Genomic DNA, 26,242 nt, shown 5'->3' on the forward strand with positions numbered 1-26,242 from the left:
TAAATCAACGCCGAAAAGGTTTGGATATAGGAGAGTAGTTAATATATGGAAATCAAAAAGCATTACAAAATGTTTAAGTCAGGGAAGAAGTGGGTATTCGCAAGTATCGCTACAGCTAGTTTGGGTTTGGTAGCACTCAATACTAATGCTGAAAAAGCACATGCGGATAGCGATGCGCAAGCTAACACTAATTCTGCAAGTCAACTTGATCAACAGACCAAGACGGCTCCGGTTAACGAAAAGCAAGTTACGTTAGCTAAGCCAGCGACTGTCAAAGCTAGTTCAGCTGCCGTTACAGCACAATCTGCAGCCCCAGCTTCTAGTGCTGCTCAATCTGTAGCTAAGGTTAACGCGGATAGTACTGCAAAGGCTGACCAACATTCTGCTGCAGCAAAAGTTGGAACCAAAGCAACTACTTCTTCAGCAGTAAAACCAGCTAAGGAAGCCGCTTCAGCTAATGCAGTTAAAGCAGCCCCAGCTTCTAGTGCAGCTAAAAAGGCAAGTACTAGTGTAGCTAGTTCTGCAGCTCCAAGCTCGGCAGCAAGCAAGACGGTTACTTCAGCAGCCGTTAAGGATAGCGCAGCTAAGGAAGCCGTATCTTCAGCAGCTAATGTGAAATCAAGTTCAGCCGCAGCTAAAACTTCGGTTAATTCAAGTGCGGTTTCTGAAGCTGCCCAAAAAGACGCTAAAGTGGAAAAAACTGCAGAAAAGAAGACCGATAACTCATCGAAGGACTACACGATTGATAATACATATCGGTTAGCTGATAACGAAGGTAGCGATCAAAAGACTAACAATAAAATTATCGTTGCCCATGCCGTTGGACAATACTCATCTGCTCGCGACGTTGCTATCTACGAAAAGCGGGAATGGGATAGTAGTGAAACCTACGTTCAATACATCGTTGGAGATGGCGGACGGGTATACGCCGTTGGAGAAGAAGGGTACGTTGCTTGGGGTGCTGGTAAATGGGCTAACGAAAATGCTCCCGTTCAAGTTGAATTAGCACAAACTTACTCGGATAGCCAATTCAAGAAGGACTACCAAACTTACGTTAACTTACTCCGTGATTCCGCAAAGAAGTGGAATATTCCAACAACTTTGGATAGTGATGAATACACTGGAATCAAGTCACATGTTTGGGTTACCGAACATGTTTGGGGAAATCACGTTGACCCATACGGTTACTTAGGTACTCATGGAATTACCAAGGAACAGTTTGCGCATGATTTGGCATATGGTTTCGATAATGATGCTGCTAACGACAACCAAAACAATAATCAAAATGATAATCAAAACAACCAAAATAATAACCACCAAAATGACTCTTCAAATAACCATGGCAACCAAAATAACCAAAGCTACCATGTAGGCGACAAGGTTACCATCAAGAACAGTGCTTCTCACTGGGCAACTGGTCAATCCATTTACAATGGGGTTAAGGGTCATACTTACAAGATTATCCAAACTAATGGTCACAAGTTGTTGTTAGATCAAGTAATCAGCTGGATTAACGACGGTGATGTTTACAAGGCGGGTTCTAATTCCGGTTCGTCAAACAATCATAATAATAATCACACTACTAACAATGCGGACATTAAGGTTGGTACCGTGGTTACCATTAACAACAATGCTAGCCACTGGGCAACTGGTCAAAGCATCTACAGTGGTGTAAAGGGCAAGAGCTACAAGGTTATCCAAACTAACGGAAATCGTCTTTTATTGGATAAGGTAATTAGCTGGATTAACAAGGGCGACGTTCACGTTCCTGGTTCGAACTCGAATAACAATAACTCTGGCAACCAGAACCATAATAATGGCAATAACCACAATAATAACGGTAATACAGAATCAATCCACGTTGGCTCAAAAGTTACCATCAATAATAATGCTAAGCGTTGGGCAACTGGTCAAAATATTTATAGCGGTGTAAAGGGTAAGACTTACACGGTTATTCAAATGAACGGTAGCCGGCTATTGTTGGATAAGGTAATCAGCTGGATCAACAAGGGCGATGTTCACCTTCCTGGTTCAAACGGTTCGCAAAATAACAATAACAACAATAATAACCACGCTAATAATAACGATGGTACGATCCGGGTTGGTACAAACGTAACCATCAAGCCGTCTGCTAAACGTTGGGCAACCGGCCAAAACATCTACTACGGTGTAAAGGGTAAGACTTACAAAGTTATCCAAATGAACGGTAACCGCCTCTTGTTAGATAAGGTTATTAGTTGGATTAATAAGGGTGACGTATACGTTCCAGGTTCATCCAATAATAACAATAGCAACAGCAATAATAACCACAACAACAACGGTAGCAATTACCACTTCACCAACCAAAACTGGACGGCTGCTCAAACTAACTTTGTTAACAGCATTGCAGCAGACGTAATGAACGTTTGCCAAAACAATCATTTATACGCTTCCGTTGCAATGGCACAAGCCGTTGTAGAAAGTGCTTATGGTGCTTCAACTTTGGCTCAAGAAGCACACAACCTCTTTGGAATTAAGGCAGACAGCACATGGCATGGTGCAACCTATACCAAGAATACTCAAGAAGTTATTAACGGTCGGGTAGTAACTATTTCAGCTGCGTTCAGAAAATACGATTCATTCAAGGATTCGATTGCGGACTACGCTAAGAAATTAGAATCACGTCCACAATACGCAAATGCATTTTCTAACCATGCGCACAACTACGTTGAATCAGTTAAAGCAATCAAAGCTGGCGGTTACGCAACGGCACCTACTTACGTAAGCAGCATTGTTAATTGCATTAATAACTATGGATTCTACAAATTAGATGGCTTGAACTCAGCAATTTCGTTGTAATTTCTGTAGATAAAATTTAATATAGGTGTATAAGCAGAAGAGGCTGGAACGTAATGTTACAGTCTCTTCTTTAATAAGTGAGTGATGGGGGATGAGCAAAAGTGAAGTATAAAGAATATCAATTTGTTCAGCTATGGGATGGCCGGATGGGTACAATTATTAAGACGCTGTCCAGTGGCGGCTATTTAATTGAAGATAATTTCTGGGGTTGGCTAGAAATGAAGAGCAAGGAAGATCCCGAACATTACATTTTCCCAAATGCCGATGTAGAACGGCGCTTCTCTGCTTTGGAAGAAGAAATTGAAGGGGAAGCCCGAATGGCCGAAGAATGGTATGAATTTCGGTACAAAGTGATGGTTAGCGGTTTAGGAAATTAAACTATAGATAAAAAAGAGCTTGGAAATCAAAAACGATTTCCAAGCTCTTTTGCTTTGCAAGTATCAGTAAGATTGCTTACTTAAGGCTTGCGTTCTTTTCCATGATACCGTCGATCAAACCATAATCAACTGCGTCTTGCGCAGAGAGGTAGTTATCCCGTTCCGTATCAAGATTGATTTTTTCTAGCGGTTGACCAGAATTTTCTGCCAAAATTTTGTTTAACTCTTTCCGAGTCTTCAAAATTTGTTCAGCAGCAATTTCAATTTCGGTTTGTTGACCTTGAGCACCACCAGAAGGTTGATGAATCATAACTTCTGAATGAGGCAATGCAAAACGTTTGCCCTTTGTACCAGAAGAAGCTAAAACACTGGCCATCGAAGCAGCCATTCCCATTACGATGGTTTGTACGTCAGCTTTAATGAAGTTCATCGTGTCGTAGATTGCCAATCCAGCAGTAACTACGCCTCCTGGAGAGTTGATGTAAAGGTAAATGTCTTTTTCAGAGTCTTGTGCATCAAGGAATAGTAATTGAGAAATGATTGAGTTAGCCAAATCATCGTCAATTGGACCTGATAACATAATAATCCGATCTTTTAATAGTCGTGAGTAAATATCATAAGCACGTTCGCCACGTGATGATTGTTCAATAACGGTTGGAACCAAGTTCATAACTTAGTAGCCTCCTTTTCGGATAAAGATTTAGTATTAATTACTAACCATGGCTTTAGTTTATCTCATTGGTCAAAAAAGGTCAAATGTTTTTGCTCATTCATTAAAATTAATGCTTCAAAAGCACGATCTAGCTCCGATAGGGAAGGAAGGATGGGGAAGAAATGAAAATACTTGTTAAAACCTGTGCTGGAACACTAAATACGGGTTTATCATGGATAAAGCGCTATTACTAGTATATAATCGACGTTAAAGAAGGGCTTATCAAAATGGTAAGTTGTTTATAAAAAAATATCTGTCATCAGCAATTATTAAATTACTAATAACAGATATCAGGAACTGATGATGACGATTACTCGCCATCTCAGTACTTTTACGTTTCAGAATATAAAAAAATGCGCCATCGGGGAGTCGAACCCCGATCTTGAGAACCGGAATCTCACGTGCTATCCATTACACTAACGGCGCTTAACAAAATAAATTTTACATTATGTTGGCAAAAAAAACAAGCTAAAAATAATAGAATTATGGAGAAAAATTTTATGGTAATGAAGCAAGGATTTACGCAAAACCAAACGCAACAGCAGAAGCAAGTGCAACGTTTGGCAATGACGCAAACACTACAGCAGTCAATTCAAATGCTGCAATACAATGCTGAAGAGTTGCAAAATTTCTTGAAACAAAAGGAAATGGACAACCCTTTAATTACCGTTGAAGTAGCTGAAGAACGGCCTTTAAGCAAGGTGTCGAAAAATTCCGACACGCATGAGACCTTTATGAATCAAATTGCTAGCGATACGGAACAATCATTATTTGATTATTTATTGGATCAAGTTCATCTAACCATGCGGGATACGCCACTAAGGAAGTTGGTTCTTTTCCTATTGGATTACGTTGACCAGAATGGTTATTTACGGATCACGAAAGACGAAATTAAACAAAAAACGCAGGCTGATGACATTGCCATCATGGATGCAATCACGCTTTTGCAGCAATTGGATCCGCCCGGGGTCGGTGCCCGAACTCTGCAAGAATCATTAATGCTCCAAACTGAAAATGACGAGGGTTCGCCTGAGATCGCTTATATGGTCTTAGAAGAGTCGTTTGACGACTTAGTTGACCGTAATTGGGAAAAGATTGCTCAGCGGTACGACATTACATTGGCTGAGGTTCAAGAAGTTTTCGACTACGTGCGCATTTTAACCCCGAATCCAGGAGCGGGCTTTGGTAAGCAAGATCGCGGATACATTACGCCAGATTTAATTTTTAAGTTGGAAAATGGCGAACCCCGACTAATTCAATCGAAAGCTTCACGACCACGGGTTAGTTTTTCACAGGAATACTTTGAACAATTACGTAAAAAGGCTGACGATGAAGTAAGCAGCTACGTAAATGAGAAAAAACGCGAATACGATTGGATTGCCAAAAGCTTGACGCAACGCCAAGATACCATTTTAAGGGTGGGCAAGATAATTTTTGAGCGGCAACAAGACTTTTTCCTTCAGAAGAGTAAAGAATTAAGTCCGTTGATGCTACGAGACGTGGCCAATAAATTACATTTACACGAATCGACGGTTTCTCGTGCGGTTAATGGCAAGTATATTGCAACGCCCTTTGGAACCTTCGAATTACGTTCTTTCTTCAGCAATGCGGTTAACCAGACTAGTGACGTCTCCGCCGATGCGGCCAAGTTAAAGATTAAGGCGATTATCGATCAAGAAGATAAGGAAAAGCCCATTTCAGACGCTAAAATTGAAAAGCAATTAAAGGCGCAGGGGGTCACGATCTCCCGCAGAACGGTCGCTAAGTATCGGGAAGCGTTGGGAATCCCGTCGTCATCAAAACGAAAACGCTATCTGGAAAAATAAGCTTAAAATTAAATAGAATATTTAAGCAGGCAAATTTGCAAAATAATGGGGAGCTTGTTATAATTTGATTTGTAAGTGAGGTATGCAACAAGAAGTAGTTCTTATGGTTGTGTGCCATTTATTTTTAAGTTGTTGGGTCGTTTTATGACACAGCTGGACAAATAAGGTCCCATATAGGAGATAACATGGATGATAATGAAATGGATTTATTAGAGTCTGTTGTCCCGGGTTTAATCAGCGAGTTTCTACAAAGATTTGATATTTTAAAATCAATCGACTTGTTGGCTCCAGTTGGTAGACGAGTTTTATCCGAACACCTACATCTAAGCGAGCGGGTTTTACGGTCCCAGACGGACGTGTTAAAGTCTCAAGGGTTGCTAAAGACTTCGCCAGCGGGGATGTCGTTATCGGATGAAGGTCGTCGGGTTATGAACGGATTGGAACCGGTGGCTAATAGATTCTTGGGCTTAACTAGCCAAGAAAAGCAATTAGCGGAACGGTTAAATATCGAACGGTGCTTCATTGTTCGCGGTGATCAAGCGGAGAGCCCGGTCGTTTCCAAGCAACTAGGAATTGTCTTAAATGACGCACTTGCAAAATTATTGCCGGAGGGTAATAATACTATAGTGGTGATGGGCGGATCGACGATGGCGTCGGTAGCGACGAGGCTTAAACCAGAGCTCTCACAGCACCGCCAGTTGATTTTTGTTCCTGGAAGGGGCGGCATTGGCGAATCAGTTTCTAAGCAAGCTAATTCAGTTGCCGCTACGATGGCCAAGCAGACCGCAGGGGAAGCTAAGTCATTATATATTCCGGAGCAACTCAGCGAAAGCACATATCACCCGCTACTAAATGAACCAACGGTGAGACCGGTGTTGGACCTAATCGTGCATGCCGGGGTTGCCATCCACGGGATTGGCCGAGCAGATGCGATGGCTCAAAGACGAGGAGTTAACTCCGAAATCAAGAGTTATTTGCGGAAGGCGCGGGCCGTGGGAGAAGCGTTCGGCTCTTTCTATAATAAGGAAGGTCGGATCTTATATCAGGTTCATCGCATTGGACTCCAATTACAGGGTGTCCAGCATTTCAATCATGTATTTGCCGTGGCCGGTGGTCATGACAAGGCTCAAGCGATTGAGTCGTACATGAAAATTGCACCGCATCAGACAATTTTAATTACTGATGAAGGTGCCGCAAACGTGATTTTAAAAAAGTGAGGCCAATTGTGACTGAACTTTTTAAAATAAATTATTTTTTTAGATTCCTAAAGGAGGAAATCTTAGTATGACTGTAAAGATTGGTATTAATGGTTTTGGACGTATCGGTCGTTTGGCATTCCGTCGTATCCACGAATTGGGTGCAAAGTCAAATGATATCGAAGTAGTTGCTATCAACGATTTGACAAGTCCTGCATTATTAGCACACTTGCTCAAATATGATTCAACACATGGTACTTTCCCTGGCGAAGTTAGCGCAACAGATGACGCTATCGTTGTTGATGGTAAGAAGTACCACGTTTACGCAGAACCTCAAGCTCAAAACATTCCTTGGGTTAAGGAAGACGGCGTAGACTTCGTACTTGAATGTACAGGTTTCTACACATCAAAAGAAAAGTCACAAGCTCACTTAGACGCTGGTGCAAAACGTGTATTGATCTCAGCTCCTGCTGGTTCAGACCTTAAGACAGTTGTTTACAACGTAAACGATGATGTTTTAACTGCTGACGACCGCATCGTTTCAGCTGGTTCATGTACAACAAACTGCTTGGCACCAATGGCATACTTCTTGAACAAAGAATTTGGTGTTGAAGTTGGTACAATGACAACTATCCATGCTTACACAAGTACACAAATGATCCTTGACGGCCCTGTTCGTGGTGGAAACTTCCGTGCTGCACGTACTGCTGCTGCTAACACAATTCCTCACTCAACTGGTGCTGCTAAGGCTATCGGCCTTGTTATCCCAGAATTGAACGGTAAATTACAAGGACATGCACAACGTGTTCCTGTTGTTGACGGTTCATTAACAGAACTTGTTTCAATTCTTGACAAGGATGTTACAGCTGAAGAAGTTAATGCTGCAATCAAGAAGCATACAGAAGGCAACGAATCATTTGGTTGGAACGAAGACGAAATTGTATCAAGCGACATCATTGGTACAACTTACGGTTCAATCTTCGACCCAACACAAACAGAAGTTACAAAGGCTGGCGACAAGCAATTAGTTAAGACTGTTGCTTGGTACGACAACGAATACGGCTTCACTTGCCAAATGGTACGTACTTTATTGAAATTTGCTACTCTTTAAGATTAAATTCTTAAATATTTGTAGATTTCAAACCGTCTAATCGGTCTTGGAGACGGAGGGAGGTCACTTCCTCCGTCTCTTTTTTTAAGAAAAAATAATTTATTGCTCACTTAAAAGGAGGAATTATCTTGGCTAAATTAACAGTTTCAGATTTAGATGTTAAAGGCAAGAAAGTTTTGATGCGCGTTGACTTCAACGTGCCAGTTAAAAATGGTGTGATCGGTGACGATAACCGTATCGTAGCCGCACTACCAACCATCAAATACATCATTGAAAATGGTGGAAAGGCAATCCTCTTCTCTCACTTAGGTCGGATCAAGAAGGAAGAAGACAAGAAAGAATTGACTCTTCGTCCAGTTGCTCAACGTCTTTCAGACTTGCTTGGCAAGCCAGTTACTTTTGTTCCCGTAACTCGCGGTGCACAATTAGAAGACGCAGTTAACGGCTTGAACGACGGCGACGTATTGTTATTCGAAAACACTCGTTTCGAAGACCTTGACGGCAAGAAGGAAAGTGGCAACGATCCTGAATTAGGTAAGTACTGGGCATCACTTGGCGACATGTTCGTTAACGATGCATTTGGTACAGCACACCGTTCACACGCATCAAACGTTGGAGTTGCTACAGCAATGAAGGCAGAAGGCAAGAAAGTTGCTGCTGGTTTCTTAATGGAAAAGGAAATCAAGTTCTTAGGTGAAGCTGTTGACGATCCTAAGCACCCATTCGTTGCGATCTTAGGCGGTGCTAAGGTTTCTGACAAGATTGGTGTTATCGACCACTTACTTGACAAAGCTGACAAAGTTATCATCGGCGGTGGTATGACATACACATTCTACGCTGCAAAAGGCATGAGCATTGGTAACTCCCTTGTTGAAGCTGACAAGATTGACGTTGCTAAAGAAATCCTTGCTAAGGGTGGCGACAAGATCGTTCTTCCTGTAGACAGTGTTGTTGCTGAAAAATTTGACAACGATGTTCCTCACAAAGTTGTTGAAGGTGACATTCCTGACGGTTACATGGCCCTTGATATTGGACCTAAGTCAGTTGCTGAATTCAAGGACGTTCTTAAAGACGCTAAGACCGTTGTATGGAACGGACCAATGGGTGTATTCGAAATGAGCAACTACGCTAAGGGTACTCTTGAAGTTGGTAAGTTCTTAGGAACTCTATCAGACGCAACAACCATCGTTGGTGGTGGTGACTCAACTGCCGCTGTTAAGCAATTAGGCGTTGGCGACCAATTGACACACATCTCAACTGGTGGTGGCGCATCACTTGAATACCTTGAAGGTAAAGAACTTCCAGGTATCGCTGCAATTTCTAACAAATAATTAACTTGAATGGGGTCGGGAATCCATGGAGATTGCTAATCCCGTTCGGTTACATATTTTGTGATTAAGAAAGGATGTTTTATTTTGCGTACTCCAATTATTGCTGGAAACTGGAAAATGAATAAGAACCCCCAAGAAACACAAGAATTCTTGGAAGGTATCAAGGGCAAATTACCAGATGCTTCAGTTGTAGAATCAGTAATCGCTGCTCCTGCAATTGATTTAAACACTTTAGTACAATTCTCTAAAGATGAACAACTAAAGACTGCTGCTGAAAACTGCTACTTCGAAGATGAAGGTGCTTTTACTGGTGAAACTAGTCCAAAAGCATTGTCTGAAATGGGCGTTAACTACGTAGTTATCGGTCACTCAGAACGTCGTCAATACTTCAAAGAAACTGACGAAGACATCAACAAGAAGGCTAAGGCAATCTTCAAGAACAACATGAAGCCAATCATCTGCTGTGGTGAAACGCTTGAACAACGCGAAGCTGGCGAAACTAACGAATGGGTTGCTGGCCAAGTTACTAACGCTCTTAAAGACTTGTCTGCTGAACAAGTTGCTAATACCGTAATTGCTTACGAACCAATCTGGGCAATCGGTACTGGTAAGACTGCTTCAAGTGACCAAGCACAAGAAGTTTGCCACGTAATCCGTGAAACGGTTGCTAAGTTATACGACCAAACCGTTGCTGACAAAGTTCGTATCCAATATGGTGGTAGTGTTAAGCCTGCAAACATCGCTGAATTGATGAGCAAAGAAGACATCGATGGTGGCCTTGTTGGTGGTGCTTCACTCGATCCAGAATCATTCCTACAATTAGTTAACTACCAGGGTTAATTTAATTCTAGAAATATAATATAATGGTAACTGCATAAGCAGATTATAAAATGTGAGGAGATATTAAAATGTCACTTATTACTGATATTTATGCACGCGAAGTCTTAGACTCACGTGGTAACCCAACTGTTGAAGTTGAAGTTTACACAGAAGACGGCGGCTTTGGTCGCGGAATCGTTCCTTCAGGTGCTTCAACTGGTGAACACGAAGCTGTTGAACTTCGTGACGGCGACAAGAACCGTTACGAAGGCAAGGGTGTTGAAAAGGCTGTTGCTAACGTTAACGGCCCAATTGCTAAGGAAATTGTTGGTTTTGAAGTAACTGACCAAATCGCAATTGACAAGGCAATGATCAAGTTAGACGGTACTCCTAACAAAGGTAAGTTAGGTGCTAACGCTATCTTAGGTGTTTCTTTAGCGGTTGCTCGTGCTGCTGCTGATGAACTCCAAATTCCACTTTACAACTACATTGGCGGATCAAACGCACACGTTCTTCCTACACCAATGATGAACGTTATCAACGGTGGTGCTCACTCAGATAACAAAGTGGACTTCCAAGAATTCATGATTATGCCTGTTGGTGCTCCTTCTGTTAAGGAAGCTATCCGGATGGGTTCAGAAACATTCCACGCATTGAAGAGTCTTTTAGCTGCTGACGGCAAAGCTACTTCAGTTGGTGACGAAGGTGGTTTCGCTCCTGACTTTGCTAACAACGAAGAACCTCTTCAATACTTGATCAAAGCGATCGAAAAAGCTGGCTACAAGCCAGGTAAAGACGTAGCAATCGCTGTTGACGTTGCTGCTTCAGAACTTTGGAACGACGATGACAAGAAGTACAAGCTTCGCTGGTCAACTGGTGAAGAATTCACTACTGAAGAATTCGTTAAGTACCTTGAAGGCTTAGTAAACAAATACCCAATCATTTCAATCGAAGACCCAATTGACGAAAACAACTGGGAAGACTGGGCAAGCATCACAAAAGAACTTGGCAAGAAAGTTCAACTTGTTGGTGACGACTTCTTCGTTACAAACACTGAATACCTTGCAAAAGGTATCAAGATGGGTGCTGCTAACTCAATCCTTATCAAGGTTAACCAAATCGGTACGCTTACAGAAACAATGGAAGCTATCGAAATGGCTAAGGAAGCTGGTTACACAGCTATCGTATCTCACCGTTCAGGTGAAACAGAAGATACAACAATCGCTGACTTGGTTGTTGCTACAAACGCTGGTCAAATTAAGACTGGTTCAATGAGTCGTACAGACCGCATTGCTAAGTACAACCAATTAATGCGGATCGAAGACCAACTCGAAGGTGTTGCAGAATACAAGGGTATCCACTCATTCTACAACCTTAGTGCACAAGCACGCGAAGATATTACAAACAAGTAATTCATTTCGAGTGATCTAAAAGAAGGATGGACATTTTGTCCATCCTTTTTTTATTGCGTTTTTAAGCGTAGCGACTGTCTGCAGAAAGGATTCATCGTTTAGGTATAGATCTAAGGCACGGAATATTTTACTCAAATTAATTTGGACAATAATTAAAGTTAAAAAAATCTGTTGTCGGTAAATTATAAATAAAATACCAATAACAGATTTTGAAAATTATGTTTATAGTTTTAAACTGGCTTGTTTCATTGCAACACGCTCACTAATTTTTAAGAATGGCAGATATATGAGAACTCCTAATACCAAGGTGAGTCCTTGAATAATTGGAGCTCGCCAATCCCCTCCAGTAGCTAAGTAAGCATTTAGTAAAGGCGGGGTAGTCCAAGGAACCATAACGACTACACGATTCATCCAACCAATTGCTGTAAAGAAGTATGCAATACTTATACCTAAACTTGGTAGTAATACAAATGGAATTACTAATGCAATGTTGAATACGATGGGATAACCAAAGATAACAGGCTCATTAATATTAAAAATGCTAGGGATAAACGCCATTTTTGTAATATCTCGGCTAGATTTCAATTTCGAAAAAAGTAACGTTGCAATTAAAAGGCATATTGTACTTCCTGTACCACCGAGCATGCCGAATGTATCTCTAAAAACATTATTAATAATATAAGGAATATGGTCGCCTGCTGCATAAGCAGTCATGTTTTTATTCATATTAATTAGCAAAACAGGGTCTAATAGAGTACCATTAATTACTGCTTGGTGAATACCAAAAGTAAATAATAAATTTCCTGTTCCATATATTAAAAGTAGCCCAGGTAAACTTGTATTTACACGACGTAATGGTTCTTGAATAACGTTAGTAATTAAAGTGATCAAGTCTGTGTGAAAAATGACTGCAAGAATTGTAGATATAATAGCAAATAAACTCATTGTAATTAAAGCTGGAATCATTGTATTAAACGAACCTGCTACAGCGGAAGGAACAGAATCACTTAGGTGAATTTGTATTTTCTTGATTTTTGATAAACGAATAAATAATTCAGTTGCTAGTAATCCGATAATAATACCTGAGAACATTCCAGTTGTACCAATATTCTGAAATGATAATGCCCCAGTTATATGAACTGCTTGATTATTATTTATATCTGTGGTTGAAATGTTAATGGGCATCATGATAATTAAAGTAGCTAAAGCCATAATCGCGGCTGTTATTTTATTAGGATAGTTTTTATTTTGCGCTAGACAGTATCCAATTGTGGGAGCAATTAAGACTCCAGCTATATTTAAAGTTCCATTTGTTATGTAAGTACCAAAAAATTGGAATTTAGTAAGAGTATTTCCAGACACTATCCAAGGAAAGATAACATTATTTACTAGTACACCAATACCAGCAAGTATAAATAAAGGCATGATGATAGCAAAAGCATCTCGAAGAGAACGCAAATGAATTTGATTTCCGACTTTGAAAGCTATATTGGTAAATTGTTCTATAAACTTCTTTTGGCTCTTTGTTTTATCCATGAAAAATCCTCCTAATTATTGTGATCTAAGTTCTCACCATTACTTTTAATAACCTTTTTTAGCCAATAGAAACTAGCCTTAGGTATTCTTCTTAAATCTTTTAAATCATGATTTTCACGATTTACATACACTACACCATATCTTTTTCGCATATCACCTTTAGAACTTGGAATGTCAATTAATCCCCATCCTAAATAACCCATAATGTCAGCACCATCTATTGTTACAGCTTCGTATAAAGCTTTTAAATGTTCTTTATGATATTTAATTCGGTAGTTGTCATTTATGATTTCGTTATCTTTATTGATATGCTCGTTAACTCCGATTCCATTTTCAATTGGGAAAATGGGTAAATTTGTTTCATTTGATAATTTTGTTAATACATTTCTAAATCCGAGAGGATCAATTTGCCAACCCCATGCAGTAGTTTGCAAATATTTATTAGGTACGCTGGCTTCACGCATATAAAAGTTAGGTGGGGTACTATCGTTTATTAAAGTATGATCTAACGTCACTGTGTAATAATAACTAAATGATATGAAATCATTCCGGTGGCTAGCTATAATGTCTAGGTCTCCATCTTGAATTGTCGACATAAGATTGTTGTTCGCTAAATAACACATAACTTCTTTGGAGTATTTACCACGAGTAAATGCATCAATGAAATGCTGATTAATAAATTCTGAAGCTTTACGCGTAATGAAAATATCTTCAGGATTATTAGTAGCTGGATAAAATTCTTGATAAGCAAGCATTCCACCTATTTGATCGTTAGGAAATTTTTCGTGAATGTAGTTAGCAATTTGTGCGTGAGCAACCATTGTATTATTAGCAATTGTGTATAACTCTTTTAAGCCTCTTTTTCCACTAATGTAACCACTATTATCATATCCTGCTTCAAACAGGTATCCGTTTTGCTCATTAAAACTAATCCAATACTTAACATATTTTCCGTATCGATCAATAACTGCTTTAGAAAATCTAATAAAAGCATTCGTTACATAACGACTAACAAAGCCGTTGTATTTTTGTGCCAAATTTAATGGCATATCGAAATGATACAAGCAAATCATTGGAGTAATGTTCGACTTTAATAAGTAATTGATCAAATTGTCGTAATATTTAAAGCCTTGTAAATTAATATGCCCGTCTCCATCAGGAAATATACGAGTCCAAGATATTTGGAACCTATAGCAATTCATTCCCAATTCTTTCATTAAGTCAATATCTTCTTTATAGCGATGATACTCATCAATGCCATCTTTCCAATCTGAAGTATTCTCAGTTGCAGTTTTTGCATCATACACGGACATACCTTTCCCATCTAAGTTCCAAGCACCTTCACTTTGCATGCTAGATACTGAGTTACCCCATAGAAAATTTGTTCTTAATCCCAAATTTGTCACACTCCCATCTATTTCGTCTGTAATGATAGCGCTTTATTTAAGATATGTAAAGTCATTTATGTTTAAATGAACTTACAATGATAATTATCATGTATATGCTATAATTCAAATAGTAAATGGTAGGTGATTAAAAATGGCAAAGTACAAAGATATTGCTAAAGTTATACGTGAACGAATTTTAAATGGTACTTACCCTACTGGGGAATCACTTCCCGAGCAAGTTAAATTATCTAAAGAATTCAAAACGTCTAGGATGACAATTCAAAAAGCTCTTGATTTGTTAGGATACGAAGGGCTAATTTATAGTAAGCAAGGAAAAGGGACTTTTGTAAAATCAAATGCTGATTCATTATCGAAATTAGATACAAGTATTAATCAATACGTTGGTACAACTGAGTTATTTAAAAATAAAGCAAGTGTAAGTAGCAAAATTATAAAGAATGAGCTTCGGTTACCATCTAGTAAAGAGCAAGATAAATTACAATTGGATAGAACTGACGCAGTATATGACGTTATACGTGTGCGATATTTAGATGAGGCGCCATATTGTATTGAGCACTCGATTATGCCTACCAAAATTTTAGGTAATCTAACGGATGGAGTATTAAAGAAGTCAATTTATTATTATTTGGAACAACAATTAAATTTAAAAATTGGTGCAGCTTATCGGAAAATTAGTGCGGATAAACCGAATAAAATGGACCAAGAATATTTGAAATGTGATTTGACAGAACCTGTTTTACAAGTGAAACAAACAGTTTTTTTACAAAATGGAAAGCCTTTCGAATATTCTACGACTCGACATCGTTTCGACATGGGAAGTATTACAACAATAAATATGGGAAATACTAGATAAGTTGACTAAATGTCATTAAAGTAAATAAGAATAAGTTTTTATGGATGGGTGAGTGAATGCCAAGTAATAACGGTCTAACGAGACGTGAAAAACAAATTTTGGAATGGATTCGGCAAGATCCTTTAATTAGTCAAAATGAAATTGCCGAGCTAGCTGGAATATCCCGTTCTGGAGCAGCTGCGCATATTTTTAATTTGATTAAAAAAGGATATTTAAAGGGGAAGGGGTATATTTTAGCGCCTCAGCAGTATGTTGTTGTTATTGGAGGAATGAACATTGACACGTATGGTATTGCTAAACAACAATTTGAAGTTAAAACTTCTAACCCAGGCCATGTAATACATGCTATGGGTGGGTTAGGACGTAATATTGCAGTAAATCTTACTAAATTAGGAATTACTAATTACTTCATTACAGTGTATGGAGACGATTTCTGGGGAAATGAATTTAAGGCGGATGCAGCAAATCACGAGATGGATATTACTTATGCAAAGCAATTTTCTAATACTGCGACATCTAATTATATATATTTAAATCAACCAAACGGTGAGAGATTTATAGGGTTAGATGATATGGAAATTAATAAACATATTACCCCCGAATTCTTAAAGGAACGTACAGAAGTAATAATGGCAGCAAAATATTTAATCATTGATACAAATTTGCCCGAAGAATCAATTGTTTGGTTAACAGATCATTTTAGAGGACCTATATTGGCAAAGGCAGTTTCATTAGCTAAAACTGAAAGACTAAAGAGGGTGCTTTCTAAAATAGATACTCTAGTAATCAATGGAATTGAAATGCCAATTTTAACAGGAATTGAACCGATAAATCAAAAGACAGCTACAAAAGCCGTGCAGTATTTGATAAAAAAGGGAGTAAAAAATGTATTTACTTACGTAGATAATGTAGGGACATTATATGCTAACAAAGTACAGGGAAAATTTATTGATACCCAAAATATGGTGTCTGTTAATACTAATGGTGATGAAGCTGCGGCTGCAGCAGCGATAGTGTATGCTAGAATAAACGGTAATAGTTTTAGTGAAACGGGACAAATTGCTACAGCTGCAACGTTTATTACTGCTAAAAGTGAAGAAGCAGTAAGTGAAGATATGAGTGCTGATGTATTGTTAAAAGTTGCTAAACGATTAGAGTCATAAAAGAAAAAAGTAAAACTTCTAAAAATTGAGTTTTGAATTATAACTCAATTTTTAGGATTTTTTTTGTGCAGACTATTGACAACGCTTTCAAAAGTGTTTTAATTTAATATAAACAAAGGTTTATTCAATTAAACAATTGTTTATAGATAGGGGGATTAATATGCCAAAAGGTGATAACGTACCATTAGATTACGTAGTGGTTATTGGTGGTATGAATATGGATATATTTGGGATGCCTGAGCAAAAAGTTATTCATCGCGATTCTAATCCTGGAAAGGTAGGTATGACAGTAGGAGGGGTAGGGCAAAACATTGCACAAAATTTAGCACATTTAGGTGTGCCTACGTATTTAATTACTTCGTACAGTGATGATTACAGTGGGAGTCTTCTTGAGTTGGCCTGTAAAAAGAACGACATCCATCTTGATTACGCTGCTAAAGTATGTGGAGAAAGATCCTCAACATATATGTATATCACTGATGAAATCGGTGACATGTTAGTTGGTGTAAACGATATGAAGATATGTGAGCATATATCACCTTCTTTTTTGGAAAAACGACTAGATTTTATTAATCAAGCTCGTCTTTGTGTGGTAGACGCTAACTTATCTAAAACAACAATTGATTGGATAGGTAAAAATGTCAGCGTGCCAATATTTGGAGACACGGTCTCAGTTGCTAAAGCGTCGCACTTTGAGAATATTTTGAATAAGGTAACCATGTTAAAGCCTAATGCTTTAGAAGCTAGTTTACTAACAGGGATCAAAGTTAACGATAGATATAGTGCTGAAAAGGCAGCAAAAATTTTGATTTCTTACGGAGTTAAAAATGTATTCATATCTTTGGGTGCTGATGGAATTTTGTGCGCCAATAAAGAAAAAGCATTAATAATTCACCCATACGAAACAGATATTATTAACGCAAATGGAGCAGGCGATTGTGGAATGGCAGCAATTGCATGGAGTTATTTTGATAACCCTCAACGCAATTTGGGAGAAGTTGGACGAATTTCTCAAGCTGCTTCTTCTATTGCTTTAGAAAGTCCTAAGTCAGTACCAGATATAACTGTTAAGAAAATTATTTCTAAACTAACAAGTATGACAGTAGTTTTAAATTAGTTTGTGGAGGGACAATAATGATTAAACAAATTTATTCTTTAATTCAATATGATGAAGCAGTAGAAACTATGAAAGCAGGAGCAGACAATATTGGATTAGTACCAATGCAAAATGGTGGCGTACCTGCTCATAGAGTTCCAATTAAGAGAGTGCATAAAATTTTTAGTGAAGCAAAACGTAGGGGGGTCACTTCTGTTGCAATTATGTTAACTAATGATCCTGAAGAGATGCTTGAAATTGCAGAAGAAATCCAGCCTGATATTTTACATATTGCTGGTGATGGATATGCTGCCACTCGGGAATTTGTTGAGAGACTAAAAGAAGTAGCACCAAGTACTAAATTAATGCAAGCTGTTCTAGTAGATAATGAATCAGCTATTGACCGTGCTAAAAGCTTTTCTTCCTATGTCGACTATATTTTATTGGACTCTGGGTTGGCACCTGATACAGGAATTGGAGCGAGCGGGCAAACTCACGATTGGAATATCGACGCTCAAATTGTAAAAGAAGTAAACGTACCAGTAATAGAAGCTGGCGGGTTAGGTCCAGATAACGTTGCTGAAGCAATTGAAAAAATTAAGCCATATGGGGTTGATTCTCTTACTAAGACAAGCATTAAATATGAAAACGGTAATATGGAAAAGGACATTGATAAAGTTCGCGAATTTTGTGAAGAAGCGGATAAAGCTGCAGCAAAGTTGGGGCTTTGAATGGGCAAAAAATTTTCCAAGTTTCGTTACTAAGTTAAGTATTAAAAAAGTTTTATTAGCTATATTTGGAGTTCTTTTGGTCTGTATAGGAGTGGCATTTAATAATAATACTAGTTTAGGAAACGATCCAGTCGGAATTGTATACGATGGTATACGCGTAATGTTTAATATGAAACCAATACATCTAGGTTATGTCTCTAACTTTATTAATATAGTATTGATAATAATTTTACTAGCATTAGGTCGACGTTACGTAAACATAGGTACCGCCCTTTATTTATTACCATACGGATTCTTTATTACAATAGGGTCACGCTTATATCCAATGATTTTTTCTGGAAAAGATATTTTGACGAGATTGATGGGTGGGACTACGGGAATAGCGCTCTACTATGTAGGGATTAGCCTATTTGTTGCCACTGAAATTGGAGTAGATCCCTTTAATGGTATTATGCTAACTATTCGCGATAAAACGGAGTGGAGTATTCGTAAAAGCAAAATTATTTTTGATATATGTTTAACATCATTAGGTATTTTATTAGGTGGGAAATTTGGGCTAATTACTCTTGTTGCCGCTACTAGTACTGGCCCAGTTATACAGTCTTTAGGTGGATGGTTCAAAAAATATTTAAAAATCGAAAAGGAGTAATGATTTGGTAAATTATAAGTTACTACAGCAAGTAAAAGTTGTTAATACAGATAACTTAGCCACTACATTAGTAGACATTTTACATCATGAAGGTTATCAACATCCTTTGATAGTTATGGACAGCTTTTTAGCTGAGTTTGATGTGATTAAAAAAGTACAAAAGAAGTTCACTAAAAAAGGTATCGAATTTAATGTTTTTGATCAAATAGTACCTGATCCAGCGACAGAAGTTGTTGATGAAGGAGTAAAAACATTTGAAAATTCCAAGGCTGATAGCATTATTGCTATTGGTGGAGGAAGTTCAATCGATGTAGCAAGAGGAATAAATATTGTACGAATTAATGGCGGCAATATTATGGACTACGCAAAAGAAAAAAGGAATATTAAAAGATCTCTAGGACTTATTGCGGTGCCCACTACCTCTGGTACAGGCAGTGAAATGTCCAATGCTTTAGTTTTAACAGATAAAAAGACAAAGCAAAAAATGGCTATTTTGTCTGACAATGCGGTCAGTGAATACGCTGTATTAAATCCAGATTTATTATTAACGTTACCGCCTAAAATGACTATTGCGACAGGACTAGATGCATTTTCACATGCTGCCGAAGGATATTTATCAAGATTATCTACTCCTATGACAGATGCTATCTGTGAGAAAGTTATGTTTTTAATCTATAACTATCTACCTGTAGCAGTGAGAAATGGAAAGGATCGTGAAGCGCGTGAAAAAGTCATGGTAGCTGCAAGTTTGGCTGGTTGGATGTTGAATAATGCTGGGACTAATATTGGACATTCTACTGCTCACATTTTGGGTTCTAAATATCACATTGTTCATGGAGAGGCGGTTGCTTATGCATTGCCGGGGGTGTTGAAACTAGTTGGACAAAGTATGCCAAAAAAGGTTCGCGAAATTGGTAAGATTTTGGGGGCAACCTTTACTGAAGAGCCTAGCCCAGAAAACACTACCAATATTGCAATTAAGGCTTACAAAGATTTCCGAGATGATATTTTGGGATTACATCCATTTAGTGATTATGGATTAACTACCAAGGAAATTAAAAGTAATATTGAAGAAATTTTAAATGAACGTTTTGCAATAAATACACCAGTGGATTTAACTTATAAAAACGTAAGCGATTTCTTAGACGAGTACGGCAGATAACATAATAATGAGGTGAATATTATGAACTTTCTCTTTTTATTTACTGGTTTAGCATCTGTTTTTGCAATTGGTTGGCTTATTAGTGGAGATCGCAAAAATATTAGATTCAAATCGATGGGGCGCCTATTTTTACTGCAAATAATTATCTCCTTTGTTTGTTTACATACCTCAGGTGGAATTAATGCATTAAAGGGAATTTCTTCTTTTTTTAATTGGTTGATGAATCAAGCTTCTGGAGGAGTTGATTTTGTTTTTGGTGGGTTAATGATTAAACCAGGCGGCTCAGTTTTCTTCTTAACAGTGTTAATGCCAATCGTTTTTATTTCTGCTTTAGTTGGAATTTTAAATTATATAAAAGTATTACCATTTATCATTAAGTGGACTGGACGTGGTTTAAATAAAATTTCAGATATGGGTGAATTGGAAAGCTATTTTGCAATTTCAACAGCCATTTTAGGTCAACCAGAAGTTTTTTTAACTATTAAAGATCAAATACCTAAATTAAATGAACGTCGCTTATATACGATATGTGCTTCAGCGATGAGTGCTGTATCAGCTGCAATGCTAGCTTCATATATGAAAATGGTTCCTGGAAAGTTTGTAGTAGTAGCTGTTTTCTTAAATATATTGTCTGCCTTAATCATTTCTTGTATCGTTAATCCATACGTACCGGAAGCTAACGATGAGCTAGTAGAAATTCATAAAAGTAAACAAGAACCTTTTTTCCAAGTTTTAGGAAATTATATTATTGATGGATTTCACCTAGCTATTACAGTTGGAGCAATGTTAATTGGATTTGTAGCATTAGTTACTTTTTTGAATAATTCCTTTATGTATCTTATCCATATAAGTTTTACGGACATAATCGGGTATGTCTTTGCGCCAATTGCTTTTGTGATGGGAGTACCATCACATGATGTTTTAAAAGCGGGGAGTTTGATGGCAACCAAATTAATTACTAATGAATTTGTAGCTATGGGTTCCTTACACAGTATGGCAGGGGAATTGAGTACTAAGGCAAATGCAATAATCTCAGCCTATTTGGTTTCGTTTGCTAACTTTGGAACTATTGGAATTATTACAGGTTCCATTAAGTCTATTAGTGCAGAGCAAGGCGGTTATGTTGCTAAATTCTCTATGAAACTCCTTGTAGGAGCTACATTGGCGTCTATTTTAACAGGTACTATTGTAGGTTTGTATTTCTAAGAAGGATATAAATTTATGAAGACTTCGAAAATTAGCTTAGTATTTTTAGCAGTATTAATTGTTATTTTATTTAGTGTTGATAATGCATTTCCATTTATTACACAAGGATTTAAATTTGGCGCAGGCTCATTCGAACGCTCTGTTTGTTACGTTTTATTTTTATATGTTTGGGGATTATTTACATTATTTAAACATAGACGATTTGCTGCTACCTTTTTAAGATTCATCAATGTTGTTTATATGATTGGCTTTATAAGTAATGTAATAACAATAACCTCGAAGAGATGGGGAACAGTCGAACTATTTTTCACTGTGATTTCTATTGTCGGGATAGCTACTATTTATTTGTTTAACAAGCATGTAGGTGAATATTAACTGAGAATTACTAGGAGGATTTTATATGACCAAAATTATTTTAGATTGCGATCCAGGACATGATGATGCATTAGCAATGATGTTAGCAATTGCATCGTCCAATATTGATCTAACCGCAGTAACAACTTCAGCTGGAAATCAAACCCCAGAAAAAACTTTAAATAACGCTTTGAGGTTATTAACTTTAATGGGACAAGAAAACATCCCGGTGGCAGGTGGAAACCATGTTCCACTTGTTAAAACGCTTGAAACAGCCGGAAATGTTCATGGAAAGTCGGGTTTAGATGGTGCTACGCTACCAGAACCAGTAATTACTCCAAGTTCATTAACAGCTATTGAACTGATGGCAAAAACAATTGAAAATTCAGAAGAACCAATAACTTTAGTAGTGACTGGACCAATGACCAATGCAGCATTATTTTTACGTGTTTATCCAGAATTATTCCATAAACTTGATAAAGTAATATATATGGGTGGTGCAATGGGATTAGGAAATTGGACTCCCTCAGTAGAATTTAATATATTTGTGGATCCTGAAGCGGCAAAAATTGTGATGAATGCTGGAGTCCCTTTAGTAATGGCACCTCTTAATGTAACGCATAAAGCTCAGATTTTAAAAAGCGAAATTGAAGAAATAAATAAAATCGATAATGAGGTTGCACATGCTTTTCATGGATTGTTGAATTTTTTTGAAAAGTATCATGAAACCCCAAAATGGGGATTTAAAGGAGCTCCATTACACGATCCGTGTACAATTGCGTGGTTAATCAATCCGCAAATGTTCAAAAGTAAGTTAATGAATGTTGATGTAGAACTGCAAGGAAAATTAACTACTGGAGAAACGGTATGTGACTATTATGAGTTAACTAACAAACCTAAAAATACAGAAGTATTACTTGATATTGATCGAAAGAAGTTTATCCAATTGATTATGAACTCTTTGAAAACATTTTCTGAGTAACACGTAAACTGGGATAAGTTAAAATTTTAAAGTAGCCTTTAATGCCAGATTAATCTAGCATTGAAAGCTACTTTGTTTTTTAATGTCCTAATATTAGAATTGAATAATAGCTACAGAAGCAACATAATGTAAATAGTTTTTTGTTTAAATTGGAATTCACCCGTAAGTATGTTAAATTAATACTAGAACTTATTTAGAATACAAAGGAGGTCATCTTGTGTACTCACTTCTGATGACAATTCTATTGATTCTGTCAGTGGTCATAATCATTGCGGTTATGATGCAACCGGCAAAGACTGATAATGCGATGTCTTCATTGACAGGTGGGGCTGGTGACCTATTCTCAAAGCAAAAGTCACGTGGATTTGAAGCGTTCATGCAAAGAGTAACGGCAGTCTTGCTTTTCTTGTTTTTTGCTATCACCATTGCAATGGTTTACGTATCGGCCCATTAAAAGCGATCGTATCTAACAAAAAAATTGCATTTAGCGAAGTCCTAAGGCATTTTTGGGACGGATTAGGAATGGCTAAAGACAAAATCGAGCATGGTTTTGTCTTTAGCTTTTTTATTTAATACTATGAATTTATAGAGGTAAGTAATGGAATCAAGTAAACTTCAAGCTTCAATTATTAATTATTTGGAGCGACGGCCTACACAAAAATTCACCGCGGAAGAATTGTTTAAGGGTCTTAGTTTAGAAAAGGCGTCCGTATTCAACGAATTGGTCAAAGAATTAACTTCGTTGGAACGGTCCCACAAAGTAGAAATCACGGCGGATGACAAGTTTAAAATTGCCCGCCCCCAAAACCAATTGCTCGTTCACGGAACCTTTCGAGCAAATGACCGCGGCTTTGGTTTTGTAGCGGTAGAAGACGATGAAATTCCTGATATTTATATCAGTGAAGAACACACCGCCTACGCACTTAATTTGGACGAAGTCGATGTAAAAATCGTGCGTCCGTCTAAAAAAGGTGACGACCGGGGTCCGGAAGGAATTGTTAAGAAGATTACCAAACGGCATCTCACCCAAGCAGTGGGAGTGTTTGAATTTGCTCCAGACCCTGCTCATAACGTGCTCGGGCACATTAATTTAAAAGATAAAAAGATGTCTAACTACGAGTTTGACGTGCTAGAAGGCGGTATTCACCCCGAAGACGGAGCGGTGATTACTGCTCAGGTTACCCAATATCCAAAACCCAACGCCCCTAAGTTAATTGCAGGGGTTGCGGAAAAGACGATTGGGTACCGCGACGATCCGGGAGTAGATATTCTGGAAATTGTTTACCAACATGAGTTACCAACTGAATTTCCGGATGACGTTAAAGAAGAAATTGCTCAAATTCCCGACCACGTTACTGAAGCCGAAAAACAAGGTCGCGTGGACTTAACTAACGAAGTAGTGGTTACCATTGACGGCGACGATTCAAAAGACTTTGACGATGCGGTTGGCTTACAAAAGTTAGACAACGGTAACTATCGCTTGCTAGTTAACATCGCGGACGTTTCCCACTACGTTAAGGAAGGCTCCCCACTTGATAAGGAAGCATATCGGCGCAGTACCAGTGTTTATTTAACGGACCGGGTAATTCCAATGTTACCGCGGAAGCTTTCTAACGGGATTTGTTCCTTAAACCCTAACGTAGAACGGCTAGCGATGACTTGTGAAATGGAAATCAGTCCGGATGGCGAAGTGTTAAGCCATAAAATCTACCCAAGTGTCATTGAGTCTAACGCCCGGATGACTTATAACGACGTTAACAAAATCTTGGAAGCACGCGATAAGAAAACCATCGAGCGTTACCAAGATTTAGTGCCAATGTTTGAAATGATGGGCAAGTTGCACAAGCTGCTTTTGAAGCGGCGTAAACAACGTGGAGCCATTGAATTTGACGACAACGAAGCACAAATCATTGTCGACGAAAATGGGCACCCAATTGATATTAAGGTGCGGGAACGCGGAACCTCAGAACGGATGATTGAATCCTTCATGTTGGCGGCTAATGAAACGGTGGCAGAGCATTACTACGACGCCCACGTACCGTTCCTATACCGGGTTCATGAAACCCCAGATAGCGAACGGATGTTAACCTTCTTCGAATTCTTATCAACCTTTGGCCACGTGGTTAAGGGAAGCACTAAGGATCTTAAACCAAAGATGTTGCAAAGCGTCCTCAAGAAAGTTGCGGGAACTCGCGAAGAAGCCATGATTTCGGTTATGTTACTGCGGAGCATGCGCCAAGCGAAGTACGATGCTAGGTCATTAGGTCACTTTGGGTTAGCAGCTAAGTACTATACCCACTTTACTTCGCCAATTCGGCGGTATCCCGACTTGTTTGTTCACCGGCTGATTCGCCATTATGCGGAAGATGGTACTGGAAAAGACGCTCAAGAAAAGTACGCGGACATTATTCCGGAAATTGCGGAACATACTTCCCAACTTGAACGACGCGCAATCGATACGGAACGCGATGTTGACAGTATGAAGAAGGCTGAATACATGGGCGACCACATTGGTGAACAATTTAACGCCATGGTTAGTTCCGTAATGAAGTTCGGACTTTTTGTTGAATTGGAAAACACCATTGAAGGCTTAATCCATATTAGTACCATGAAGGACGATTACTACGAATACGTGGAAAATCAAATGGCGCTAGTGGGCCGTAACACCCACCGGACCTTCCAAATTGGCTTACCAGTTGCGGTGAAGTTAATGCGGGTGGAAAAGGACCAGGCTGAAGTGGACTTTGAGTTGTTGCATCCGGAAAAGACGCCAACTAGCGAAATTAAGTTGCCACCTCGGCAATCCTTCAACCGTAATAAGGGTGGTCAACGGAATGGTAACCGAAATCGCCGGCAAAACGGGCAACGTTCGAATAATTCCAACAACAAACCATTCTACAAAGATAAAAACGTCAAACGCTTTTCTAAGAATACTTCTCACAAAAAATAAAGAGGAGGGTTTCGTATGGCTAAAAAACCACAGGTAAAGGATCAAGCTTTAGCCCAAAATAAAAAGGCTCGCCATGATTATTCCATTTTAAGCACGATGGAAGCGGGAATTGCGTTAACCGGTACGGAAATCAAATCAGTTCGGGAACGCCGGATCACCCTCAGAGACGGGTTTGTGCAAATTCGCCATGGTGAAGCAATTTTGATGAACGTGCAAATTAGTGAATACTTGCAAGGTAATCAGTTTAATCACGATCCGTTGCGAAATCGGAAGCTCTTGTTGCACAAAAAAGAAATTCAAAAGTTACAAGAAGCTAGCCAAAATAAAGGAATCACGATTGTGCCTTTAAAAGTTTACCTTAAGCACGGCTTTGCGAAGGTGCTGATCGGGGTTGCTAAAGGAAAGCACGAATACGATAAACGAGAAACTTTGAAGAAACGTGACCAACAACGGGAAATTGAACGCGCGTTGAAGAACCGTTAAACGGGCGGCGTTTATTGATAAGTGAATAATAAAAAATAGCTGTGGA

At 38.5% G+C, this 26,242-nt stretch carries 23 protein-coding genes and 1 tRNA gene; 20 read left to right on the plus strand and 4 right to left on the minus strand.

Going from position 1 to position 26,242, the window contains the following annotated elements:
• Positions 1-45: 45 nt before the first annotated feature.
• Positions 46-2,838: a glucosaminidase domain-containing protein gene (locus NL111_RS02470; RefSeq protein ID WP_285110418.1), complete on the plus strand. Its 2,793-nt coding sequence runs from the start codon at positions 46-48 to the stop codon at positions 2,836-2,838.
• A 101-nt stretch (positions 2,839-2,939) separates the two neighbouring features.
• Entirely contained in the window at positions 2,940-3,215 is a 276-nt protein-coding gene (locus NL111_RS02475) for a hypothetical protein (RefSeq protein ID WP_002829920.1), read from the plus strand.
• A 76-nt stretch (positions 3,216-3,291) separates the two neighbouring features.
• Here the strand turns inward: NL111_RS02475 and clpP are convergent, their stop codons facing one another.
• Entirely contained in the window at positions 3,292-3,885 is a 594-nt protein-coding gene (gene clpP / locus NL111_RS02480; RefSeq protein ID WP_002829919.1) for an ATP-dependent Clp endopeptidase proteolytic subunit ClpP, read from the minus strand.
• A 396-nt stretch (positions 3,886-4,281) separates the two neighbouring features.
• Positions 4,282-4,353: transfer RNA gene (locus tag NL111_RS02485), tRNA-Arg, on the minus strand.
• A 74-nt stretch (positions 4,354-4,427) separates the two neighbouring features.
• On the opposite strand from NL111_RS02485, the gene rpoN reads away from it, so the two are divergent.
• The 6 genes from rpoN (at position 4,428) to eno (ending at position 11,622) form a co-directional block, all read left to right on the plus strand.
• Positions 4,428-5,753, plus strand: coding sequence for an RNA polymerase factor sigma-54 (gene rpoN / locus NL111_RS02490; RefSeq protein ID WP_285110419.1), 1,326 nt, complete (start codon positions 4,428-4,430; stop codon positions 5,751-5,753).
• Between the two features lie 185 nt (positions 5,754-5,938).
• Complete coding sequence (locus tag NL111_RS02495; protein ID WP_285110420.1) at positions 5,939-6,970, plus strand: sugar-binding transcriptional regulator; 1,032 nt, start codon at positions 5,939-5,941, stop codon at positions 6,968-6,970.
• A gap of 67 nt (positions 6,971-7,037) precedes the next feature.
• A complete protein-coding gene (gene gap / locus NL111_RS02500; RefSeq protein WP_002829916.1) occupies positions 7,038-8,060 on the plus strand; it encodes a type I glyceraldehyde-3-phosphate dehydrogenase in 1,023 nt (340 codons plus the stop codon).
• Between the two features lie 128 nt (positions 8,061-8,188).
• Positions 8,189-9,391 (plus strand): phosphoglycerate kinase, encoded by a 1,203-nt coding sequence (locus NL111_RS02505; protein WP_002829915.1) that lies wholly within the window; start codon positions 8,189-8,191, stop codon positions 9,389-9,391.
• Positions 9,392-9,475: 84 nt separating this feature from the next.
• The gene (tpiA, locus tag NL111_RS02510; RefSeq protein WP_002831135.1) at positions 9,476-10,231 is read left to right on the plus strand and encodes a triose-phosphate isomerase; all 756 of its coding nucleotides are present in this window, start codon (positions 9,476-9,478) and stop codon (positions 10,229-10,231) included.
• A gap of 68 nt (positions 10,232-10,299) precedes the next feature.
• Positions 10,300-11,622, plus strand: coding sequence for a phosphopyruvate hydratase (gene eno, locus NL111_RS02515; protein WP_002829911.1), 1,323 nt, complete (start codon positions 10,300-10,302; stop codon positions 11,620-11,622).
• Positions 11,623-11,844: 222 nt separating this feature from the next.
• Here the strand turns inward: eno and NL111_RS02520 are convergent, their stop codons facing one another.
• Together NL111_RS02520 and NL111_RS02525 are read right to left on the minus strand one after the other, a co-directional pair.
• Positions 11,845-13,158 (minus strand): PTS sugar transporter subunit IIC, encoded by a 1,314-nt coding sequence (locus NL111_RS02520; RefSeq protein WP_058121027.1) that lies wholly within the window; start codon positions 13,156-13,158, stop codon positions 11,845-11,847.
• An 11-nt stretch (positions 13,159-13,169) separates the two neighbouring features.
• Positions 13,170-14,564: a glycoside hydrolase family 1 protein gene (locus tag NL111_RS02525; protein ID WP_081041643.1), complete on the minus strand. Its 1,395-nt coding sequence runs from the start codon at positions 14,562-14,564 to the stop codon at positions 13,170-13,172.
• Positions 14,565-14,697: 133 nt separating this feature from the next.
• On the opposite strand from NL111_RS02525, the gene NL111_RS02530 reads away from it, so the two are divergent.
• From NL111_RS02530 to smpB, 12 genes are all read left to right on the plus strand, one after another.
• Positions 14,698-15,420, plus strand: a complete 723-nt coding sequence (locus NL111_RS02530; RefSeq protein WP_058121028.1) for a GntR family transcriptional regulator — start codon at positions 14,698-14,700, stop codon at positions 15,418-15,420.
• Positions 15,421-15,476: 56 nt separating this feature from the next.
• The gene (locus NL111_RS02535) at positions 15,477-16,583 is read left to right on the plus strand and encodes a PfkB family carbohydrate kinase (protein WP_285110421.1); all 1,107 of its coding nucleotides are present in this window, start codon (positions 15,477-15,479) and stop codon (positions 16,581-16,583) included.
• A 160-nt stretch (positions 16,584-16,743) separates the two neighbouring features.
• A complete protein-coding gene (locus tag NL111_RS02540; protein WP_058121030.1) occupies positions 16,744-17,700 on the plus strand; it encodes a PfkB family carbohydrate kinase in 957 nt (318 codons plus the stop codon).
• Positions 17,701-17,717: 17 nt separating this feature from the next.
• Positions 17,718-18,410: a phosphoribosylanthranilate isomerase gene (locus NL111_RS02545; RefSeq protein ID WP_058121031.1), complete on the plus strand. Its 693-nt coding sequence runs from the start codon at positions 17,718-17,720 to the stop codon at positions 18,408-18,410.
• A complete protein-coding gene (locus NL111_RS02550) occupies positions 18,370-19,059 on the plus strand; it encodes a DUF6198 family protein (RefSeq protein WP_230937759.1) in 690 nt (229 codons plus the stop codon). The genes NL111_RS02545 and NL111_RS02550 overlap by 41 nt, the downstream gene beginning before the upstream one ends.
• Before the next feature lie 4 nt (positions 19,060-19,063).
• Entirely contained in the window at positions 19,064-20,221 is a 1,158-nt protein-coding gene (locus NL111_RS02555; protein ID WP_058121032.1) for an iron-containing alcohol dehydrogenase, read from the plus strand.
• Positions 20,222-20,242: 21 nt separating this feature from the next.
• Positions 20,243-21,427: a NupC/NupG family nucleoside CNT transporter gene (locus NL111_RS02560; RefSeq protein ID WP_058121033.1), complete on the plus strand. Its 1,185-nt coding sequence runs from the start codon at positions 20,243-20,245 to the stop codon at positions 21,425-21,427.
• Between the two features lie 15 nt (positions 21,428-21,442).
• Entirely contained in the window at positions 21,443-21,802 is a 360-nt protein-coding gene (locus NL111_RS02565; RefSeq protein WP_058121034.1) for a hypothetical protein, read from the plus strand.
• Positions 21,803-21,827: 25 nt separating this feature from the next.
• Complete coding sequence (gene rihA / locus NL111_RS02570) at positions 21,828-22,763, plus strand: pyrimidine-specific ribonucleoside hydrolase RihA (protein ID WP_119178976.1); 936 nt, start codon at positions 21,828-21,830, stop codon at positions 22,761-22,763.
• Positions 22,764-22,980: 217 nt separating this feature from the next.
• Positions 22,981-23,217 carry a preprotein translocase subunit SecG gene (secG, locus tag NL111_RS02575; protein WP_002829910.1) on the plus strand — a complete coding sequence of 79 codons (237 nt, stop codon included), beginning with the start codon at positions 22,981-22,983 and terminating at the stop codon, positions 23,215-23,217.
• Positions 23,218-23,361: 144 nt separating this feature from the next.
• A complete protein-coding gene (rnr, locus tag NL111_RS02580; protein WP_002829909.1) occupies positions 23,362-25,713 on the plus strand; it encodes a ribonuclease R in 2,352 nt (783 codons plus the stop codon).
• A gap of 15 nt (positions 25,714-25,728) precedes the next feature.
• A complete protein-coding gene (smpB, locus tag NL111_RS02585) occupies positions 25,729-26,196 on the plus strand; it encodes an SsrA-binding protein SmpB (RefSeq protein WP_002829908.1) in 468 nt (155 codons plus the stop codon).
• Positions 26,197-26,242: the final 46 nt, after the last annotated feature.

The organism is Pediococcus sp. AC40 (assembly GCF_030252485.1).
Lineage (GTDB): Bacteria > Bacillota > Bacilli > Lactobacillales > Lactobacillaceae > Pediococcus > Pediococcus acidilactici.

Coding starts and splice junctions, on each gene's coding strand:
- NL111_RS02470 (WP_285110418.1), top strand. CDS start 46: ATGGAAATCAAAAAGCATTACAAAATGTTTAAGTCAGGGAAGAAGTGG.
- clpP (WP_002829919.1), bottom strand. CDS start 3,885: ATGAACTTGGTTCCAACCGTTATTGAACAATCATCACGTGGCGAACGT.
- rpoN (WP_285110419.1), top strand. CDS start 4,428: ATGGTAATGAAGCAAGGATTTACGCAAAACCAAACGCAACAGCAGAAG.
- NL111_RS02495 (WP_285110420.1), top strand. CDS start 5,939: ATGGATGATAATGAAATGGATTTATTAGAGTCTGTTGTCCCGGGTTTA.
- gap (WP_002829916.1), top strand. CDS start 7,038: ATGACTGTAAAGATTGGTATTAATGGTTTTGGACGTATCGGTCGTTTG.
- eno (WP_002829911.1), top strand. CDS start 10,300: ATGTCACTTATTACTGATATTTATGCACGCGAAGTCTTAGACTCACGT.
- NL111_RS02520 (WP_058121027.1), bottom strand. CDS start 13,158: ATGGATAAAACAAAGAGCCAAAAGAAGTTTATAGAACAATTTACCAAT.
- NL111_RS02530 (WP_058121028.1), top strand. CDS start 14,698: ATGGCAAAGTACAAAGATATTGCTAAAGTTATACGTGAACGAATTTTA.
- NL111_RS02535 (WP_285110421.1), top strand. CDS start 15,477: ATGCCAAGTAATAACGGTCTAACGAGACGTGAAAAACAAATTTTGGAA.
- NL111_RS02540 (WP_058121030.1), top strand. CDS start 16,744: ATGCCAAAAGGTGATAACGTACCATTAGATTACGTAGTGGTTATTGGT.
- NL111_RS02545 (WP_058121031.1), top strand. CDS start 17,718: ATGATTAAACAAATTTATTCTTTAATTCAATATGATGAAGCAGTAGAA.
- NL111_RS02560 (WP_058121033.1), top strand. CDS start 20,243: ATGAACTTTCTCTTTTTATTTACTGGTTTAGCATCTGTTTTTGCAATT.
- NL111_RS02565 (WP_058121034.1), top strand. CDS start 21,443: ATGAAGACTTCGAAAATTAGCTTAGTATTTTTAGCAGTATTAATTGTT.
- rihA (WP_119178976.1), top strand. CDS start 21,828: ATGACCAAAATTATTTTAGATTGCGATCCAGGACATGATGATGCATTA.
- rnr (WP_002829909.1), top strand. CDS start 23,362: ATGGAATCAAGTAAACTTCAAGCTTCAATTATTAATTATTTGGAGCGA.
- smpB (WP_002829908.1), top strand. CDS start 25,729: ATGGCTAAAAAACCACAGGTAAAGGATCAAGCTTTAGCCCAAAATAAA.